Raw genomic sequence first — 17,376 nt, 5'->3', positions numbered from 1 at the left:
GTTCCTGGTGTTTGAAAAGAAAGTAGTAAGCATGTCGGACGATGCACACGAACTGGATTTGTACTTCAAAGAAAAACACAGCATCCGAATGAACAAAGAACTGGCAGCTTACAAAAAGAAGATGAATATCAAATATGACCCATACATCTATGAACTGAAAAATGGACAAAAATCGCTATATGTGTATGCGTTCAATGAAAAACAAGCGGTGTTCATTGCTTCACAGAATTTGTTTTATGCAGAAAAAGTCCGAACGTGCGATAAATCGGAATTGATGAATTATAACGGTAAGGATATGACATTCAAGTCGATTACACAAAACAGAAAAGCGCCACAAATATTGGGAGGTTTTTAAATGATTAATAGGACGATAATTACCGGAAGATTAGTGCGCGATCCTGAACTTAGATATTCACAAAACGGCGTTGCTGTATGCAACTTCACAGTCGCGGTGAACAGAGCGTTTTCTAAGGACAACGAAGCCGACTTCATTAATTGTGTTTGCTTCAAAAAAACAGCTGAAAACCTAGCGAACTATCAATCGAAAGGCAATCAAATTGGAGTGGACGGACGCTTACAGACTCGCAATTATGAAAATAAGCAAGGTCAGCGCGTTTTTGTAACCGAGGTATTAGCAGATCAAGTCGCTTTCCTTGAATCAAAAGGTGGGCAAAACAATCAATCTAGTAATCAACCAAACAATAACAATGCTTTCAGCAGGGCGGAAAATCCCCCGAAAAGCGAAGCAGAACCAATTGACATCTCGGATGAGGGTTTACCATTTTAAAGAATATTCTGAAAGGAATTGACGACATGACAATTAAAATAAACATTCCGGGCGATCCGATAGCACAAGCTCGTCCTAGAGCAGTCAAGATGGGGAAGGGCATACGCATGTATGACCCTAAGCCCTCTGCCGATTATAAAAAGTATGTAGCAACGATAGCTAAACAGCATGCGCCAAATAAGCCAATAGAAAGCGCTCTGGGCGTTAAATTAAAGATTTACAGGCAAATACCCAAGTCCACAACAAAGAAGCGCAGACAGGCTATGAATGATGGAATTGAACGACCCATCGTTAAAGCAGACATCGACAATTACAGTAAGGCTATTTTGGATTCACTGAATGGCATTATATACAAAGATGATAGTCAGGTAGTAGGTCTATGGGCTGAGAAATATTACTCAGACAGCCCGTGCGCGATTATCGAAATAACGGAGGTGTTTTGATTGGATTTAACGCATTTAGAACACACAAAACAAAAATTCGCTGAAATGGCAAACACCCAAGAACGGAAAGGTATTCAGAAATACGGACAACCACTTGATCCATTAGAAGGCAGGGATTGGTTGACTATGTGCAGCGAGGAAATGGTTGACGGCTACAAATACCTTGTGGCAGAGCAGGAAAAGCGGAAATTTATTGCCAACAAAATACGCCGTCTGACGGATGACCCTGAAATAGATCACTGGTTGGACGCTTTGGAAGGACGCATATGATAATCAAATTCAAAATCAGCAAATACCGCAAACAATCAACGACGATAAATTTTGATGGGAAGTTGAGTAGCTATTGGCAAAGGGTATATTACGATTTATTTAAGGGGTGGTTTTGATGGAAATAAAAGTGAATGATCAACAACAACGTTTTTATTTGGCTGGAGATAGGTGGATACCGGCAATTGGCCATGAAATACAAGTAGGGAAATATTATTTTTGCGCTATACCGAAGGAAGACAGCGTCAACGTTTCTGACATTATCTCCGGGGTTAAGTTATTTGATATTAAAATGACACCCGCAATCATGGCCCAAACTACGACAAAAAAAGATACGATGGAGTTTTTGAAAAAAATGGGTGAAGTCACTGCTAATTGGGTTTCGTCCACAGAGAACTTTGATCGAAAAATAGCTGAAATGAGAAAGTCTGTTGTTGATAAATTAGGGGAGCGACCATCAACCGAAGATGTGGATGTGATATAACATGAAATTCTGGAAAGGTATGAAGTACCGTCCCATCGTCTCTGTGGTCAAAATGCGCGGCGAAAAACCAACAGTGATAGAAGTATCCGGCAGACGTTACGTGTACAGTCCGCAAAATGGTAACAGCGGGAGGGGCAAACATTGAAACGCATAATCCGATTGATTAAAGCGATTAGAGCGTATGATCCGGAGAAGTGGATGCGAGATGACGGCAAATGATATGCCAACACTGCCACGAACGTGACGGAAAACGACAAGGTATCTGCCAGCGCTGCCGAATGCGAATACGAGTCGATGCACGGACTGACAAGATAGTCGATGGGTATGAATACGATAAATTCAACCGCATGCGGTATCACCCTGATTTTCATTTTAAGCAAGGCCAGAAATGGACAGAAGAAGAACTCGAATATCTGTGTATGTTTTTCGATTATGACGATTCGAGGACGCTGTCGTTTGCATTAGGGAAGACGGAAACTGTTTGTCAGACCAAGGCATTAAGCTTAAAGAAAACGAAGATGTTTGAGCATTACAGGAATAATCATTTTAGGAAAATGGAGGGGTGAGTGTATGAGTGAAAAAGTGAAGATTACGCAGGAGCAAGCAGATGCGATTGAACGGAAACTGTTTGAATTAAATGGGAACAAGCCGCAGATTATCTGAGATCATGTTTTGGATTTTTATAGAGATTCCTTTCCCTTATCTAATTATGAAATGGGAACGGAAACGTTAATACGAGCCCTTTACATCGGCTATGAAGTAGAACCGGAGTTTGAAGAAGGTCAATGGGTAATTGCGTTTCATGATAACGGAAGACACAAATGCACGGGCGTGATAACGGGTATCGATAGCGGATATTTAACAGTTGATGTAAGAAATGTACATGGCGAAGATTTACATTTGTCACTTGAAGGTTACGATGTCATTCGACACGCAACCGAATCTGAAATAGCAGCGGAAAAAGATCGGAGATGGTGGGCTGAACATGGACGTGAAGTGTGGGAGTTAAAAATAGGTGATATTCTCGCAAATAAACATAATGGGCGTATGTATGTACGAGGGTCAGATGTCACACCAGATTCCGGACATATCGAAGTCGTCTGCTTTGCCGAACAACGCCTAGATAGGAGCGATGCCGTGCGAGGTGATAACGAATGAACAAACTAGAACAAATCGAACATGATTACAAAAACGGTATGCCGATTAATATCGAATGGCTTATTGAACGTGTTAAACAACTCGAATCCGAAAATGAACGTTTTCGGGAAGCGTTGCAAGAAATAGCTAAACCTATACGTTTAGATTTGACAGTTTACGAGGATTTGACCAATCGGTGTATTATCGCTAACCAAGCACTGCGAGGTGATAATCAATGACCAATCGCGATCAAAAAATAAATGATCTGCAAGAAAAAGTCAAAAAATGGCACGCCCGATATAAAAATGAAAACATGAAGACCTCACGTCTATTGGATAAAATCAGTCAAATTGAAGGCAATCATGATGTTGTGCGGCAACTGGAAATTCAAAATACGAAACTGCAAGCTGAGGTCAATAGTCTTAAACGTCAAATAAGGCAAAATAAACGGTCTGTGTGATGTTTTTAGTCTATCATGATCCAAACTACTCGAAATAGATTTATAAAGCACACAGGAAGGGTGAGTGGTGTTTATGAACGAAAAACAGGAAACAAGTAGAGTAGAACCAGGGTATTTTAACTTTAACCATCCGTATAAGGCTCTAATTAAAGCGAGCGGATTTGATGAAGCGATAAAGCTGTATGAACATGCCATAGCAGATATTGAAGATGAGTTCCCGGGTGGTGATGATCCGACGGGATTTAGACGGAGACAATATAAAATCAAAGCATCAAAATGTAAGTACGTACCGTACAGACACGCTCTTGCAATATATCATAAAGCAGGGAAAAATGAATCGGTCACACAATCGGAAAGAGATTTAAATGGTTTCGAGGAAGGTAGTTTGATATTAGTGGATTCCGATTTACTTTAATGCAAAATAAAGCACGCTGTGGGCTAGACTACCTATCTATTATAGATAAGCCCACAGTATGGCTTAAAACTTAAATTTGGAGGAATCAGAATGAACCTAGAACAATTAAGACCAATACAAAAACAACTTGACGATAAAATATTAGAACAGCACGGACTGACAGAATCGAATTTAAGTGTACAGAAGGCTTCTGCTCTCATCTGTGAACTGTGGGAGTGTATGAATGAAAGTAAGGTATTCAAGTATTGGAGTGTCAAAAAGCCAAATCGTGATGAATTACTTGAGGAGTATGTTGACAGTATCCACTTTGCTCTTTCACTCGCTAATGATATAGGGCTGAGCGATTACGAATATGTTGATCCCGGGGAGAATGACTTAAATATTCTAGCAATCGGCCTAACCAACATGATTACCAGATTACCCGTTGAAAAGAATATCGAGCAGGTCTTAAATTATCTAATTAAGTTAGGGTATCAGCTAGGTTTTACAGAAGAAGATGTCATCAATGAATATTACAACAAGAATAAGGAGAACCATGCTAGACAAGAATCCGGGACTTACTGATGGACTACGCACTAATCATCGTTGCGGTGGTTGTATTACTTGTTTTAGGGGTGATTGAGTGATTAAAAAAGGTGAAGAATTATATTTTTCTGTCGATGGCGGTGAACCACAAAAACTGGAAGGAATACAAGAGTTAGAAATAAAACAGCCAGAAGCAAATGATGGCACTATAGATCATCTCAACAAATCATATGAAGCAACAATGATGGTTACGGAATCAAATATTAGGGAGATGACTCCAAGACTACGAAAATATTTTAAGATAATCAGAATGAACGGAAAAATGTACCTGTGAGGTGATTGAGTGAGACGAAAAAACACCTTAAAACACTGACATGACAGCGTTCATTATGTTATAATATAGGTATGGGGAATAGGTTGACGAACCGAACGCAAGTATCCTGACTTGTTTTCCCCATTGCTTATATCAGGAATAACTTACAGGAGGTTATAAAATGATTGGGACGGTTGATTTTGTTAATAAAACAAAGGAAGAATTAACAAAAGAGGATTTGCGTTCAATGATAAGAGTTGAATATAGAAAATGTATTTCAGTAGCAGAAATGATAGATTATTACGGGATTGAAGTGAACGAATACTATAACTTTGTGGTCTCAAAAGGTTTGAGGTTAACGGGTATGGAACGAACGGAATTAAACAAGATTAGGAATGAAAAACGAAAAGAAACCAATGAAGAATATAACAGAAGAAAGCAGGCTGAACTCAAAAACAAAGTACCTGATTTTATACTATGTGCTTTATATGAAGTCGATTTCGAATATAGAAACGGTCAATTTTATTACGACCAAGAACAGTTGCAACATGCAAGAGAAGATGCTCAAAGTAAGATTTTAGATTATGATGAAGAAAAATTGAATGCTAGATTTGGTGAGAAAAAAGGCGAGATTAGTAATATAACGAATACCGATCTTGTTGCCATGAGATATTATCGGAGAATTAGCAGAAAGAAATTAGCGTCTAAAATGTTGGTGACGGTTCCCAGAATAAAAGAAATGGAATCTGAAAGTCCAGTGTCAAAAGATACAGCAAAATGTTATATGTGGGAATTGAAAATAAAGAATCATCATATTAAGCAATTAAGGAAAATAATGAACGGGCAATCAAAAGAGATTTATGACAGTAGAACAATCCCAAAACCTGTCAAAGTAGCTGTGTGGAGTAGAGACAAAGGTAAATGTTCCAGTTGTGGTTCGGACAAGAAGTTACATTATCATCATATAGAGCATTATGCAGACGGAGGACAAAATAAAGTCAAAAATTTAACCTTATTGTGCGCTTCATGTCATGCAGAAGTACACAAAAACGACAAGAGTTACCACATGCTTAAATCAATGGCGGAAGGGTGATTAAGTGCAAATCATGAAAAGCTATTCAGACTTAATTATCGAAATTGAATTGGTTAAAGATCAGGTTGAATTTACCAAACGTGAAATCGAGTACTGGACAGGCGTTGATATGGATAAAGAACAAGGAATCCCATTGGATAGCAAAGGAACTCACAAATATGGGCTAAATGCTTCGCTGTATCAAACAGATAAAAAAATAAATTCATACCATCAACTCAAAGATAGATTGAAACATCTGGAATATGCGAAGGTACGCATGGACATACTTATGGAGAAGCTGTCAGGTATAGATTATAAGATTGCTTACAAACGCATTGTGGAGCATAAAACACATCAAGAAATTGCAGACGAATTGATGTACACGCATCAATATATACGTGAAAAATGGGCTAGAATTAAAACCTACACACAACATACAGAAAATATTGCCAAAGCATGATATATTAGTATCATGAAAGGAATATGCTAATGAGCAATCGAAGGAAAACGATAAAGTTAGCAGAATTATTTCTAGACGGTGAATCAACCAAATTCGGCAACGCTAAGTTAGTTAAGGAAGAAGAATATCTCGACGTTGGCGATAACGATAGAATCATTGTTCAAACGTATATTGATTGGTGGATTGAAGCTGAGAACGTTGATATACAGGTGACAATGAATGGTTCCTTAATGGATATAGAAGCCGTTGATGATGATTCTAATTGGTATAGTGGCGCGGGTGTTATAAGTGAAATGGAAATGACAAAAGGTGGAAACATTATATTCTTAGGAATCCAAGGGAACGGTGAATTAAAATAACTGAATCGCGGTGTATCGCTTCGGCATACACTCAAGGCAGTCGGATGCGTCCGGCTGTCTTTTAATTTTGGTGCAAAGGGAAAATATAATATCCAAAACGATTATGCTTAGTAGCGGTGATGCGAAGTAAGCGGGTAACGCCGGGCATATGATTAAATCGCAAGGGGTGGGTGCGAGTGGGTATGCATGACGATAAAGAAGTAATTGATTACATAAATGATTTATATAACGAATGTGGGAGGGAGCGCTGATGTGATATGGCTAAGATGACAGAAAAGCAGAACCGATTTGCGGACGAATATATCCGGACGGGGAATATATCGGCGTCATACAAAGTTGCTTATCCGAATGTGAAAAAGGATGCGGCTGCCAGAGCGTCGGGTAGTAAGCTGCTAACAAAGGCTAACGTGAGATCCTATATTGACAAACGATTGGAACAACTTAAAAAAGAGTCCATAGCCGATCAGGATGAAATACTGCAATTCCTGACGAGTGTTTTTCGTGGCGAAAAGACAGAACAGACATTACGCGGAATTGGTGAGGGTGCGCAAGAAATTGACGACATAGACATATCGGCCAAAGACCGCATCAAAGCAGCCGAGTTATTAGGCAAGCGATATGTCATGTGGACCGAAAAACAGCAGGTCGAAAACGTTACGCCGGTTTTCGTTGAGGATGTGCCGGAAGATGACGATTAAACAGCCACGGGTATCAGTCCGAGAAGCAATCGGCAGTGGCTATAATAAGTTTTGGCATAACAAACAGTTTTATCGAGCTGTTAAAGGCAGCCGCGGTAGCAAAAAGAGCAAGAATACGGCTTTGAACTTTATTCACCGAATTATGAAATATGAATGGGCCAACTTACTAGTCATCAGGCGGTATTCCAATACGAATAAACAGTCCACGTATACAGATCTAAAATGGGCGGCCAACCGGTTAAAGGTTTCCCACCTTTTTAAATTTAACGAAAGCATGCCGGAGATAACCTACGAACCTACCGGACAGAAGATACTATTCCGTGGTCTGGATGATGAATTGAAAATTACGTCAATAACGGTTGATGTCGGTATTTTATCATGGGTTTGGGTAGAAGAGGCTTATCAAATTGAAACAGAAGATAAGCTACGGACTGTTGTTGAGTCTATCCGGGGTACTTATGACGATCCGGAATTTTTCAAGCAGATTACGCTGACATTTAACCCGTGGTCTGAACGGCACTGGCTCAAGCCGATGTTTTTCGACGAAAAGACCCGGGAAAGAGACACGTTTGCCATTACAACAACATTCCGGTGTAACGAGTGGCTGGATGGCGATGACAGACAAAGATATCTGGATTTATACCGCACCAATCCAAGGCGCGCCCGTATTGTTGCAGATGGTGAATGGGGCGTTGCTGAGGGGCTTGTGTTCGAGAATTTTGAGGTTAAAGAGTTTGACCCGATCCAGAAAATTAAAGAGATACAAGTGACCGCACACGGAATGGACTACGGCTATACGAACGACCCCACAACGGAAGTAAGCAGTGTGGTTGATTTGAAAAATAAAGAAATTTGGATTTATGACGAGCATTATGAAAAAGCTATGCTGACAGCTGATATTTACAACATGCTGAAGCGAAAAGGATTACTCGAATCGCCAATCACAGGTGATTCTGCTGAAAAACGGTTGATTCAGGAATTACGAAATAAAGGTGTCGGGCGGCTGCGAGCATCGGTGAAAGGTGCAGGAAGTATAAGGCAGGGGATTTTATTTATTCAAGGTTTTAAAGTGTATATTCATCCCAGCTGCGAGCACACCATAGAAGAATTCAACACGTATACATTTGACCAGGACAAAGAAGGTAATTGGCTTAATGAGCCAATAGATGCCAATAACCATATCATTGATGCGTTACGGTACAGTCTGGAGCAGTTCCACCTGAAAAAGCCAAAAGACAACGACACTTACAAAGCGTTAAAGAGCCTTGGACTGTAAATGCATAATTATACGAATTAGCTTCCCAGAACATGAATTATGTAAACTTACTAAAAGTCACAACAAGCAAGAAATGAAGGTTTTTCATAAGCTGTTAATTTATAATTTATAAATATTTTATACATTGCTGATTTGACGCTTTTTGTAAGGCGATTGTCAACGATAAATTTGCATAAATAATGCATAAAAACTGGAGGTGTAAATAATGGCAAAAGAGACTAAAAGACGATTCGATCCGGAAGCTAATAAAGTATACACCTATCCAGATATTGAGACATTGCTGGAAAATACGAAAGACTTAGCGGATTTTGTGAATCACCATCAATCGAATCAAGTGCCCCGGCTGAGTGAGCTTGATGATTATTACCTGGGATATAACCGGACTATTCTGCAGCGGAAACGCCGGAAAGAAGAACATATGGCCGATCACCGCGCTGCACATAATCACGCAAGGTATGTCAGTCAGTTTGTGGTAGGCTACCTTACTGGCAACCCAATCAAGGTTACGCATGAAGATGAGAATGTACAGCAAATTGTCAAAGAACTGAACGACACGAATGAAGCAGATGCTTTGAACAGTGAATTGACGCTTGACTGCTCAGTTTACGGCCGGGCTTATGAATTGGTTTTCAGAGACCAGAATGACCAGAACCGTTTTATTCTACTGTCGCCGCTGGACACTTTTATCATCCATGACGATACTGTCGAACAGAAACCTATTGCAGGTGTCAGGTACCGAACACAGCAGGTTGCAGATGAGAGCAGGCTGATTGTTGAGCTATATACACCTAACAGAATAAATACCTATCACGCTGCTTCAGACACAGCTGAGTACAGCCTGGAAAAAGAAGAAAAACACTATTTCGGCGGCGTACCAATCATTGAGTACCAGAATAATAGATTCCGGCAAGGCGACTATGAAAACGTGTTGGATTTGATTGATTTATATGACGCTGCGCAATCAGATACAGCTAACTACATGACAGACTTAAATGATGCCATGCTCAAGATTATCGGCGATGTCGAATTGGGCACTGATGAAGCAAAGGAAATGAAAGAAAGCAACATTATTTTCCTGAAGCCCGGAACAGATCAGGACGGCAAGGAACAAAACGTTGAAGCGGACTATATCTATAAGCAATACGATGTCAGCGGCAGCGAAGCGTATAAAACAAGAATCGAGTCTGACATCCATAAATTCACAAACACGCCGGACATGAACGATGAAAATTTTGCCGGACAGCAAACCGGTGAGGCGATGAAGTACAAGCTGTTTGGGCTGGAACAGATCCGGGCAACCAAAGAGCGCTATTTCAAGCGGTCAATGCGTAACAGGTACCGATTAATTAATAATGTGTCTGCCACCGGCTCCGAATTACCGGCCGGTGCTCTGGAAAACATTATGATCGAGTTCACGCCTAACTTCCCAAAAAACACAAAAGAACAGGTTGATATATTCAATAGCCTGGGCGGGGAAGTGTCAAACGAAACGAAACTGGAACAGTACCCGTTTGAAGTTGACATTGAGGAAGAACAGAAGAGGCTTGCAGCAGAACGTGAGCGAACCAGGCAGGCATCAAGTTATATGGATGTTGAAAGCTAATGGCAAGCGAATACTGGATCGAGCGCGAACGCGAAAACATATCACGTGAGCAGATGAAGGACGAGGAAGTTATTAAAGAGCTGCGCCGCATCATTAACGTGGCTATGGAAGCAGCAGAAGAAGATATTCAGGCGTTTTGGGAGAAATACGCAAAACGGAATAAGTTGACTAAAGCAGAAGCTAAACAGCGTGTCTCACAGATGGATGTGCAAGACTTTCAAGAAACTGCAGCACGGTATGTCAGAGAAAAGAATTTCAGCGATAAAGCCAATCGCGAGCTGTCCACTTATAACACGAAAATGTACATCAACAGGCAGGAGCTTCTCATGATGCACCTGAATGCACATCTTGTCGCTATGGCAGACGATCAGGTCAAGACGTTCCAGTCCTACCTGGAGCAGGCAGGAATTGATGAAGTGGCAAGACAGGCCGGCATTTTAGGCGTTAACATGGCAATCAGCCAGGCAACATTACAGTCGCTTGTCGGCGCTTCATTTCATGGTGCCACCTGGTCAACTCGTATATGGGGCGATATGGAAAAATTACGTAGTGAATTGGATGAAATCATCAACAGCAGTATTATCAGAGGTGTTCATCCTGATAGATTTGTACCAAGAATCCGAGAACGCTTTGACGTAGGCGCCTATGAAGCTAGAAGGCTATTAATCACCGAAACTGCCAGGGTGCAAGTCGAGTCACAAAAGCTATCGTATGAAGCACTAGCGGGGGATGGCGAGGAGCTGCACTATGAATTTGTGGCCATGATGGACCACCGGACAAGCAGACGGTGCAGGAACTTGAACGGTGAAACATTTAAAGTGTCAGACATGAAACCCGGCATTAATGCACCACCTCTACATCCACACTGCAGGTCAAGCACGGTATTAAGTTTAGGTGAATGGCGCGAGGATTTCTTTGCTGAACGGGAAGGCAAATACACTTTATAGGAGTGACCGCATGGATAAAGAAAAAGCTTACGAACTTTTTAAAGAAGTGTTGGATGCGTATCACGAATCAGAAATGATGGCGATTCATGAACGATCTACGGATCCTGGAGAAGAAGACAAGCTTAATAAAGACTATGAAGATTATGTCAAAGAAATGAAAAGGCATTTAGGTATATAATCCCTTTTACAGGAGGTCTTTTATGGACGACAAACTGCTCAAATCCATTGACCGCACCTTGAAACTTATCTTGAAAGAGCTGCAAAACAAAGATAAACAGAAACCAACAACCGAGAAGGCAAAACTCACCAAAGAAGAAGTGCTGCGGCGGCAATCGTACAGAAGGAAACCGCCGGATGGAAAGACTGTACCGCATAAATGACAAGAGGTGATCCACATCTGCCAGCTGCAGGTAAAGCAGTGTGAAAGGGCGGTGATTTGATGATCGGTACGATGCTTGAACTTTCGACATACGTATTTTTCGCAACTTGCGTTGTCATATTCATTTATTTTACTTGGTCAGTGTATAACGAATATCTGCGAACAAAAATATTGAAAAAGCGTAGCAAAAAACTGGCTGAATTAGAAGAATTGATTCAAATAAACCAGGTTGCCAGTAAGTTAGAAAAGAAGATTGAAAAACGGGCAAAAGGAATATCTTAGCAACCTGTCTTTTTCCATACTTGCAGACATTAAAGAACAAGTATGGCGCAATTATAAAACATACTACCCGGGCTTTATCGACTAACTGAATACAACCATAAGGAAAAGCACTTGATGGGCTTATTGACTGTCAGGGGCTTTTTTATTATGTGCGGAAAAGTTAAACGTTAAGGACTGGATGGGAGGAAAATTTAAAATGACGAATGAAGCTATAAATGTATTAGACTCGGATTTTTTCAAGAAAAATAAACTACTGCCGTTAAACCTGCAGTTTTTCGCTGATGGTGACGACAATCCGGACGATGATCCGGACAATAAACCAGACAACGACAAAAGTGATGACCCGGATAATCCGGATGATAAAGACCCGGATAAAAAGGACACCTTTACGCGATCTGAACTGGACTCAGCAATCAGTAAAGCTGTTGACACCGCGCTCAAAAATCAGCAGAAGAAATTCGACCAGGAAAAAGAGACTATCGAAGAAAATGCCAAAAAACAAGGTGAGGAATACGCCAAGCTCACTAAACAGCAACAACAGGAAAAAGATTACGAGAAACGCATGGAAAAATTGGAAGAAAAAGAACGTGAGCTGAATATGCGACAGCTTACATCAGAAGTTGAAGCAGATTTGAAAGAAAATAGCCTGCCTGTCGATTTTGCGCATTCACTTGTTGCGCTTGAAGATAACGAAAAAATTAAAGAGTCAATCAAAAGCATTAAGAAAACGTTCGATGAAGCGGTCAATGCTCAAGTGAAAGAACAGCTGCGACAGGATACGCCAAAAGTCGGCGGCGGTACAGATTTCAAGAATCCGTTCAGCAAAGATCATTTCAATCTGACTGAACAAACCCGGCTCTATAAAGAAGATCCGGAGAAATATAAACAATTGAAGGCAGCAGCCAAATAAAAAGAAAAAGGATGATGAGAAATGCCAGTAACACGTATTGGAGATGTAATTCAACCGGAAGTATTTAACGACTATGTTATTCACAGGTCTACGCAAAAATCTGCTTTAATTCAAAGCGGAATCATCGAAAACAACAGTGAATTCGATCAATTGGCAAGTGGGCCGAATACGCTTGTAAATATGCCTTTTTGGAACGATCTATCGGGGGATGCAGAAACCATTAAAGACCAGGGCGACCTGACAGCTGGAAAAATCACTTCCAGCAGCGACGTTGCACGTAAACAAGGGCGCGCCCGCATGTGGGGAGCTAACGGACTTTCCGCTTTACTTTCCGGTGATGACCCGGCAGGTGCTATCGCGGACCTTGTTGCAAGCTACTGGAACCGACAGGATCAGGCCATGCTATTGGCTACACTTGACGGTATTTTTAAAGCTTCCAACATGTCCGGTAAAGTGCTTGATATCACCGGTGAAACTGGTAAAGACGCGCTGCTGGACGGCGACAGCTTTATTGATGCAGGGCAGAAGATGGGAGACGCGAAGGACCTATTAACCGGAGTTATGATGCACTCTGCTGCTGAAGCATATCTTGCAAAACTCGACCTGATTGAGTACGTACAGGTATCCGATCAGTCTGACCGCATTCCAGTTTTTATGAATAAACGTGTAATCGTGGATGACGGAATGCCTTATGATACGTCAGATAAAACCGGCTCTATGTACTTGTTCGGCAGCGGAGCTGTTGCGAAAGGTAACGGTTCGCATCCAGACATCATGCCGACAGAAACTTTCCGGAATTCCAAATCATCTTCCGGTGAAGATTTTCTGGTAAACCGTAATATCGGCATCTTGCACCCGCGCGGCGTTAAGTGGACTGAATCATCTGTCACAAATGAATTCCCTACGAACACTGAACTTGCAAACGGCAGCAACTGGAAGCGTGTTTATGATCCAAAAGCTATTCGTGTTGTTAAGTTCAAATTCCGCACTGCAGAAGCAGAGTCAACAACCACAACTACGACGAGTGCATAATATATGAGGTATATACTTTGTCAACCTGCTATTAATCGATTCAAGTGGGAATTGGAAGTATGTATTACCAGGCTCCAAAAGTTAGGGGTGCGTGATATTGTCCTTTTGTTTACGCAAGGGGACAACAGCATCCCTGAATACTTTGAGGATATGGGTGCTGAGGTGCACGTCTATAATGACAGCGACAGGGATAAATCATACATTCCTGCTGTTAAGCCTTATCTGTGGATGAAATACCTGGAAGAAAACTCTGACCGTGAAAACGGCAGCTATTTCTACATGGACAGCGATGTTCTGCTGCGGGATACTCCGGATGTAAAACCAACAGCAAAAACATGGTATGCATCCGACTGCACTAGCTATATCGGTAATGACTATATCGACAGTAAAGACCCTGAGTTGATTGAAAAGATGTGCCACGCAATAGGGATTGATTCTCATTTAATTAGAAAGAGCAAGCCAATTGCCGGTGCGCAGTGGGTGATTAAAAATCCGTCATATGAATATTGGAAAAAAGTTTATGAGGATTCGATCACGCTTTACAAACTGCTGAGTGAATCACAAACCGATATACAGAAATGGACCGCAGAGATGTGGTCACAGCTGTGGAATGTTTATCATTTTGGAATTGATGTACAGACACATGAGGACCTGGAATTTTCATGGCCGACGGACAATATCGAGGCGTACTACAACAAGAAAATTTATCACAATGCAGGTGTCCAGAAGTCAGACAAGGATTTATTCTTCAAAGGGCAATACGTGAATCGTACACCGTTTCAGGATGATCTGTCTTTTGTTAATCATGAAAAAGCGTCTTATGAGTACGTGAAAGCCATAAGGGAGGTTTTGGACATGGCCAAATATGAGGTGATAGCCGGTTTCAGAGATAAAAATGACGATAAAGAGTATTTTGTCGGCGACCGTTATCCGAAACCAGCCAATAAAAAAGTGGAAGAAGCGCGTATTAAGGAACTGACGTCCTCTGATAATAACGCCGGAAAGCCGTTGATTAAGGAAGTGGAATCATGAAGAAAAACGGCACTAAAGACATGCGGTTGAAACGAAACCGCAAAACAAAAGGAAGAAAAAAGAAAAGTAGGTGAGCTTCATGGCCACTTTGGAAAATGTCAAAACTGTATTAGGCATTGATGACCAGCTGCAGGATGATGTTATTAATTTATTAATCCAAAACGTTGAATCACGGTTGAAAGTGTGGCTCAAGCAGCACGCCGATATGACAGAAATACCAGATGAACTGCAGTTCATTGTTGAAGAGATGACAGTGGCACGATTTCAGCGTTTAGGCAGTGAGGGAATGTCCTCTGAGTCGGTGGAAGGCCACTCTGTCTCGTTCACTGAAGATGATTTCGCACCTTACCTATCAATCCTAGAAACGTACATTCCTAAAAATGACGGCGCTGGAAAGGTGATGTTCTTCTGATGCGATATTCAGACAGGATAACCCTGCACAAAATAACAGGTAGAGGCTATGACCCGGAGACAGGGAAGAACGGTGTCCGTGTTGATGAGGGCGTCACATTGCCTGCTCACGTGTCTGCTGTCAGCCTGGAGAAGACCGAGGCGGTGTTTGGTTCATATAAGCATAAAGTAGCGACAGCAAGACTGCAGCGGCCGTATAAAGACACTGCTGAAAAAGCCAAGATTGGCGAACAGAAATATAACATTCTCAGGCACGTTCCTCATAGGTCAGAGAGCGTTTTTTATCTGGAAGGGGTGTCAGAATGGACTTAGACGGACTGGATGCGTTGCTGGCAAAACTGGATCGCATGGACGATGAAATAGAAGATGATGTCGACACAATCACAAGGAATAACACGATTGAAATGACAGGACAGGCAAAAAAGAACGGTCAGCAGCGGTTCAATAAAGGCTATGCTACAGGTTTCACTGTCCGCAACTTAGAAACAAAGAAAACGGGCAAAATGCAATATACAACGTTATCCAAGTCCGGACACAGTGGATTTATCGAATGGGGAACACGCTTTATGAGCGGTACCCTATTTTTATTTGACGCTTATAATCAGCAAAGGAAACAGTTTCTGGCTGACTTGGACAGGTTGGTGAAGTAAATGCAAGCACCTGATATACAGCTATACAACGCTATTTTCAGTGCATCACTGGCACTGGGGTACGATACGTATGATTATCTCCCCAATGCTGAGACAGCATACCCTTTTGTTCATGTAGCAGAGACAACAGAAGACGATGTGGTAGATAATAAACAAGTCATCACCGGTACACTGGCCCAAACAATTCATGTGTGGGGCTATGCAAACAATCGGGCTGAACATTCCAGTATGGTTTACGCGCTGAAAATGGCTTTAAGGAAGCTCTCAAAGCTAGAAAACTATTATTTGAAATACAGTACACTTAATGCCAACACGATTTACGATAACAGCACAGACGACGATTTATTGCACAGCATTATTACGGCAGAATACAGAATTTATTAGGAGGTTATGAAATGCCTGAAATTGCAAATGGCGTACACAAAGTATTATATTTTCGCAAACTCGGTGAAGCGGCGCAAGCGGCTAAACTGGTTTTTCAGACAGAACACTCAAAAGCAGCTTCCCGTGACAGGGAATCCACGCCGACGAAAGATGGTAATGTTCAAGGCTCAGCGGCTTTAGAGGATGAAATCAGCATCACAGCGCTTCAATCAACTGACGATCCGACATTTGAGATGCTGGACGATTCTATTTACGGAACTGATGAAGAACCGGACGGATATCCGGTAGAAATGTGGGAGGTTGACTTGTCTGACAAAGAAGATAGCGGATCGGGCGACCCGACATTTGGCGCTGAATATCGGCAGGGGTATGTTACAGAATGGGAAACTACAGACGGATCAGAAGACAATCCTGAAATTTCCGGCACATTTCTAGCGTATGGCAGGCGGCAAAAAGGCCGCGTCACTTTACCGGAAGGCGACCTGGAGACTCTGTCGTATGTATTCCACGATGTACTGGAATCTGACCCGGCAGATGATGGGCTGGCAGACGGAGACACTTCCACCACTACAACAACCACAGTGGCATAAGAGCAGGCTTAGAAAGTCTGCTCTTTTACTTATGAACAGGAGGATTAATATATGCATATTAACTTTAATGGCCGCGAAATTGAGCTATCATTCGGCCTGCGCACATTAACTGAAATTGATAAAGCATTAGGTTTTGAAATCGAGGGCGCTAATCTTGGCGAAGGTCTTGAAATGCTAGTGCCGAAACTACAATCCGGTAATATTATCGGACTGTCAAAGGTAATTAAAGCAGCCTCTTCACACGATAAAAAAGCCCCTAAAACCTATGAGGATCTGGAACAGGTGTTGGACAGTATTGCTGAAAATGAAGGCTTTGAAGCATTTGGTGAACAAATCATTGAAGAATTGGGGAAGCGACCTATGACCCGAAACCTCGTACCGGACGAAACGAAGGAGAAGGAAGCGGGTCAGACAATTCAAGCGGTGAAGGAAGAGGGTTAACATACAACGAAATCATCAT

General features: G+C 41.6%; 32 protein-coding genes. All 32 read left to right on the top strand.

Annotated elements, in window-relative coordinates; translation table 11 throughout:
* The first annotated feature begins 31 nt into the window (after nucleotides 1–31).
* The 32 genes from IEW67_RS02970 (at nucleotide 32) to IEW67_RS02815 (ending at nucleotide 17,357) form a co-directional block, all read left to right on the top strand.
* The gene (locus tag IEW67_RS02970; RefSeq protein ID WP_188631572.1) at nucleotides 32–355 is read left to right on the top strand and encodes a hypothetical protein; all 324 of its coding nucleotides are present in this window, start codon (nucleotides 32–34) and stop codon (nucleotides 353–355) included.
* Nucleotides 356–787, top strand: a complete 432-nt coding sequence (gene ssb, locus IEW67_RS02965) for a single-stranded DNA-binding protein (protein ID WP_188631571.1) — start codon at nucleotides 356–358, stop codon at nucleotides 785–787. It abuts the gene before it with no gap.
* A 26-nt stretch (nucleotides 788–813) separates the two neighbouring features.
* On the top strand, nucleotides 814–1,230 hold the full coding sequence (locus tag IEW67_RS02960) for a RusA family crossover junction endodeoxyribonuclease (protein ID WP_188631570.1): 417 nt from the start codon (nucleotides 814–816) through the stop codon (nucleotides 1,228–1,230).
* A complete protein-coding gene (locus IEW67_RS02955; protein WP_188631569.1) occupies nucleotides 1,231–1,500 on the top strand; it encodes a hypothetical protein in 270 nt (89 codons plus the stop codon). It abuts the gene before it with no gap.
* A gap of 115 nt (nucleotides 1,501–1,615) precedes the next feature.
* Nucleotides 1,616–1,981, top strand: coding sequence for a hypothetical protein (locus tag IEW67_RS02950; RefSeq protein WP_188631568.1), 366 nt, complete (start codon nucleotides 1,616–1,618; stop codon nucleotides 1,979–1,981).
* 1 nt (nucleotide 1,982) lies between these two features.
* Nucleotides 1,983–2,126 carry a hypothetical protein gene (locus IEW67_RS02945; RefSeq protein WP_188631567.1) on the top strand — a complete coding sequence of 48 codons (144 nt, stop codon included), beginning with the start codon at nucleotides 1,983–1,985 and terminating at the stop codon, nucleotides 2,124–2,126.
* A 133-nt stretch (nucleotides 2,127–2,259) separates the two neighbouring features.
* A complete protein-coding gene (locus IEW67_RS02940) occupies nucleotides 2,260–2,547 on the top strand; it encodes a DNA-entry nuclease (RefSeq protein ID WP_188631566.1) in 288 nt (95 codons plus the stop codon).
* A gap of 106 nt (nucleotides 2,548–2,653) precedes the next feature.
* Nucleotides 2,654–3,139, top strand: a complete 486-nt coding sequence (locus IEW67_RS02935; RefSeq protein WP_188631565.1) for a hypothetical protein — start codon at nucleotides 2,654–2,656, stop codon at nucleotides 3,137–3,139.
* Complete coding sequence (locus tag IEW67_RS02930; protein WP_188631564.1) at nucleotides 3,136–3,357, top strand: hypothetical protein; 222 nt, start codon at nucleotides 3,136–3,138, stop codon at nucleotides 3,355–3,357. Before IEW67_RS02935 ends, IEW67_RS02930 begins: the two co-directional genes overlap by 4 nt.
* Nucleotides 3,354–3,578: a hypothetical protein gene (locus IEW67_RS02925; RefSeq protein WP_188631563.1), complete on the top strand. Its 225-nt coding sequence runs from the start codon at nucleotides 3,354–3,356 to the stop codon at nucleotides 3,576–3,578. The genes IEW67_RS02930 and IEW67_RS02925 overlap by 4 nt, the downstream gene beginning before the upstream one ends.
* Nucleotides 3,579–3,651: 73 nt before the next feature.
* Complete coding sequence (locus IEW67_RS02920) at nucleotides 3,652–3,993, top strand: YosH family protein (protein ID WP_188631562.1); 342 nt, start codon at nucleotides 3,652–3,654, stop codon at nucleotides 3,991–3,993.
* A 90-nt stretch (nucleotides 3,994–4,083) separates the two neighbouring features.
* Nucleotides 4,084–4,557: a dUTP diphosphatase gene (locus tag IEW67_RS02915; RefSeq protein WP_188631561.1), complete on the top strand. Its 474-nt coding sequence runs from the start codon at nucleotides 4,084–4,086 to the stop codon at nucleotides 4,555–4,557.
* Nucleotides 4,558–4,615: 58 nt separating this feature from the next.
* Nucleotides 4,616–4,852 carry a hypothetical protein gene (locus IEW67_RS02910; protein WP_188631560.1) on the top strand — a complete coding sequence of 79 codons (237 nt, stop codon included), beginning with the start codon at nucleotides 4,616–4,618 and terminating at the stop codon, nucleotides 4,850–4,852.
* 160 nt (nucleotides 4,853–5,012) lie between these two features.
* Nucleotides 5,013–5,924, top strand: a complete 912-nt coding sequence (locus IEW67_RS02905; protein WP_188631559.1) for an HNH endonuclease — start codon at nucleotides 5,013–5,015, stop codon at nucleotides 5,922–5,924.
* A gap of 4 nt (nucleotides 5,925–5,928) precedes the next feature.
* Nucleotides 5,929–6,363: a hypothetical protein gene (locus IEW67_RS02900; protein ID WP_188631558.1), complete on the top strand. Its 435-nt coding sequence runs from the start codon at nucleotides 5,929–5,931 to the stop codon at nucleotides 6,361–6,363.
* A gap of 29 nt (nucleotides 6,364–6,392) precedes the next feature.
* Nucleotides 6,393–6,722 carry a hypothetical protein gene (locus tag IEW67_RS02895; RefSeq protein WP_188631557.1) on the top strand — a complete coding sequence of 110 codons (330 nt, stop codon included), beginning with the start codon at nucleotides 6,393–6,395 and terminating at the stop codon, nucleotides 6,720–6,722.
* Nucleotides 6,723–6,979: 257 nt separating this feature from the next.
* Entirely contained in the window at nucleotides 6,980–7,420 is a 441-nt protein-coding gene (locus tag IEW67_RS02890; protein ID WP_229671650.1) for a terminase small subunit, read from the top strand.
* Complete coding sequence (locus IEW67_RS02885) at nucleotides 7,410–8,696, top strand: PBSX family phage terminase large subunit (RefSeq protein WP_188631556.1); 1,287 nt, start codon at nucleotides 7,410–7,412, stop codon at nucleotides 8,694–8,696. Before IEW67_RS02890 ends, IEW67_RS02885 begins: the two co-directional genes overlap by 11 nt.
* A 205-nt stretch (nucleotides 8,697–8,901) precedes the next feature.
* Nucleotides 8,902–10,299, top strand: a complete 1,398-nt coding sequence (locus IEW67_RS02880; protein ID WP_188631555.1) for a phage portal protein — start codon at nucleotides 8,902–8,904, stop codon at nucleotides 10,297–10,299.
* Entirely contained in the window at nucleotides 10,299–11,246 is a 948-nt protein-coding gene (locus IEW67_RS02875) for a minor capsid protein (protein WP_188631554.1), read from the top strand. The genes IEW67_RS02880 and IEW67_RS02875 overlap by 1 nt, the downstream gene beginning before the upstream one ends.
* A 10-nt stretch (nucleotides 11,247–11,256) precedes the next feature.
* Nucleotides 11,257–11,424: a hypothetical protein gene (locus tag IEW67_RS02870; RefSeq protein ID WP_188631553.1), complete on the top strand. Its 168-nt coding sequence runs from the start codon at nucleotides 11,257–11,259 to the stop codon at nucleotides 11,422–11,424.
* A gap of 22 nt (nucleotides 11,425–11,446) precedes the next feature.
* A complete protein-coding gene (locus IEW67_RS02865) occupies nucleotides 11,447–11,626 on the top strand; it encodes a hypothetical protein (RefSeq protein ID WP_188631552.1) in 180 nt (59 codons plus the stop codon).
* 59 nt (nucleotides 11,627–11,685) lie between these two features.
* The gene (locus tag IEW67_RS02860; RefSeq protein ID WP_188631551.1) at nucleotides 11,686–11,907 is read left to right on the top strand and encodes a hypothetical protein; all 222 of its coding nucleotides are present in this window, start codon (nucleotides 11,686–11,688) and stop codon (nucleotides 11,905–11,907) included.
* A 196-nt stretch (nucleotides 11,908–12,103) separates the two neighbouring features.
* Nucleotides 12,104–12,817, top strand: coding sequence for a capsid assembly scaffolding protein Gp46 family protein (locus IEW67_RS02855; RefSeq protein ID WP_188631550.1), 714 nt, complete (start codon nucleotides 12,104–12,106; stop codon nucleotides 12,815–12,817).
* Between the two features lie 21 nt (nucleotides 12,818–12,838).
* Nucleotides 12,839–13,849, top strand: a complete 1,011-nt coding sequence (locus tag IEW67_RS02850) for a major capsid protein (protein ID WP_188631549.1) — start codon at nucleotides 12,839–12,841, stop codon at nucleotides 13,847–13,849.
* A gap of 3 nt (nucleotides 13,850–13,852) precedes the next feature.
* Nucleotides 13,853–14,881 (top strand): hypothetical protein, encoded by a 1,029-nt coding sequence (locus tag IEW67_RS18445; protein ID WP_188631548.1) that lies wholly within the window; start codon nucleotides 13,853–13,855, stop codon nucleotides 14,879–14,881.
* A 79-nt stretch (nucleotides 14,882–14,960) separates the two neighbouring features.
* Nucleotides 14,961–15,293 carry a phage head-tail connector protein gene (locus IEW67_RS02840; RefSeq protein WP_188631547.1) on the top strand — a complete coding sequence of 111 codons (333 nt, stop codon included), beginning with the start codon at nucleotides 14,961–14,963 and terminating at the stop codon, nucleotides 15,291–15,293.
* On the top strand, nucleotides 15,293–15,604 hold the full coding sequence (locus IEW67_RS02835) for a hypothetical protein (protein WP_188631546.1): 312 nt from the start codon (nucleotides 15,293–15,295) through the stop codon (nucleotides 15,602–15,604). The genes IEW67_RS02840 and IEW67_RS02835 overlap by 1 nt, the downstream gene beginning before the upstream one ends.
* The gene (locus tag IEW67_RS02830) at nucleotides 15,595–15,942 is read left to right on the top strand and encodes an HK97-gp10 family putative phage morphogenesis protein (protein ID WP_188631545.1); all 348 of its coding nucleotides are present in this window, start codon (nucleotides 15,595–15,597) and stop codon (nucleotides 15,940–15,942) included. Before IEW67_RS02835 ends, IEW67_RS02830 begins: the two co-directional genes overlap by 10 nt.
* Nucleotides 15,943–16,326 (top strand): hypothetical protein, encoded by a 384-nt coding sequence (locus IEW67_RS02825; protein WP_188631544.1) that lies wholly within the window; start codon nucleotides 15,943–15,945, stop codon nucleotides 16,324–16,326.
* Between the two features lie 11 nt (nucleotides 16,327–16,337).
* The gene (locus IEW67_RS02820; protein WP_188631543.1) at nucleotides 16,338–16,916 is read left to right on the top strand and encodes a phage major tail protein, TP901-1 family; all 579 of its coding nucleotides are present in this window, start codon (nucleotides 16,338–16,340) and stop codon (nucleotides 16,914–16,916) included.
* Nucleotides 16,917–16,967: 51 nt separating this feature from the next.
* Nucleotides 16,968–17,357 carry a tail assembly chaperone gene (locus IEW67_RS02815; RefSeq protein ID WP_188631542.1) on the top strand — a complete coding sequence of 130 codons (390 nt, stop codon included), beginning with the start codon at nucleotides 16,968–16,970 and terminating at the stop codon, nucleotides 17,355–17,357.
* Nucleotides 17,358–17,376: the final 19 nt, after the last annotated feature.

Source organism: Lentibacillus kapialis (genome assembly GCF_014646635.1).
Lineage (GTDB): Bacteria > Bacillota > Bacilli > Bacillales > Amphibacillaceae > Lentibacillus > Lentibacillus kapialis.
Note: the sequence above shows the minus strand (reverse complement) of the source record. Positions and strands in the feature narration are given on the sequence as shown.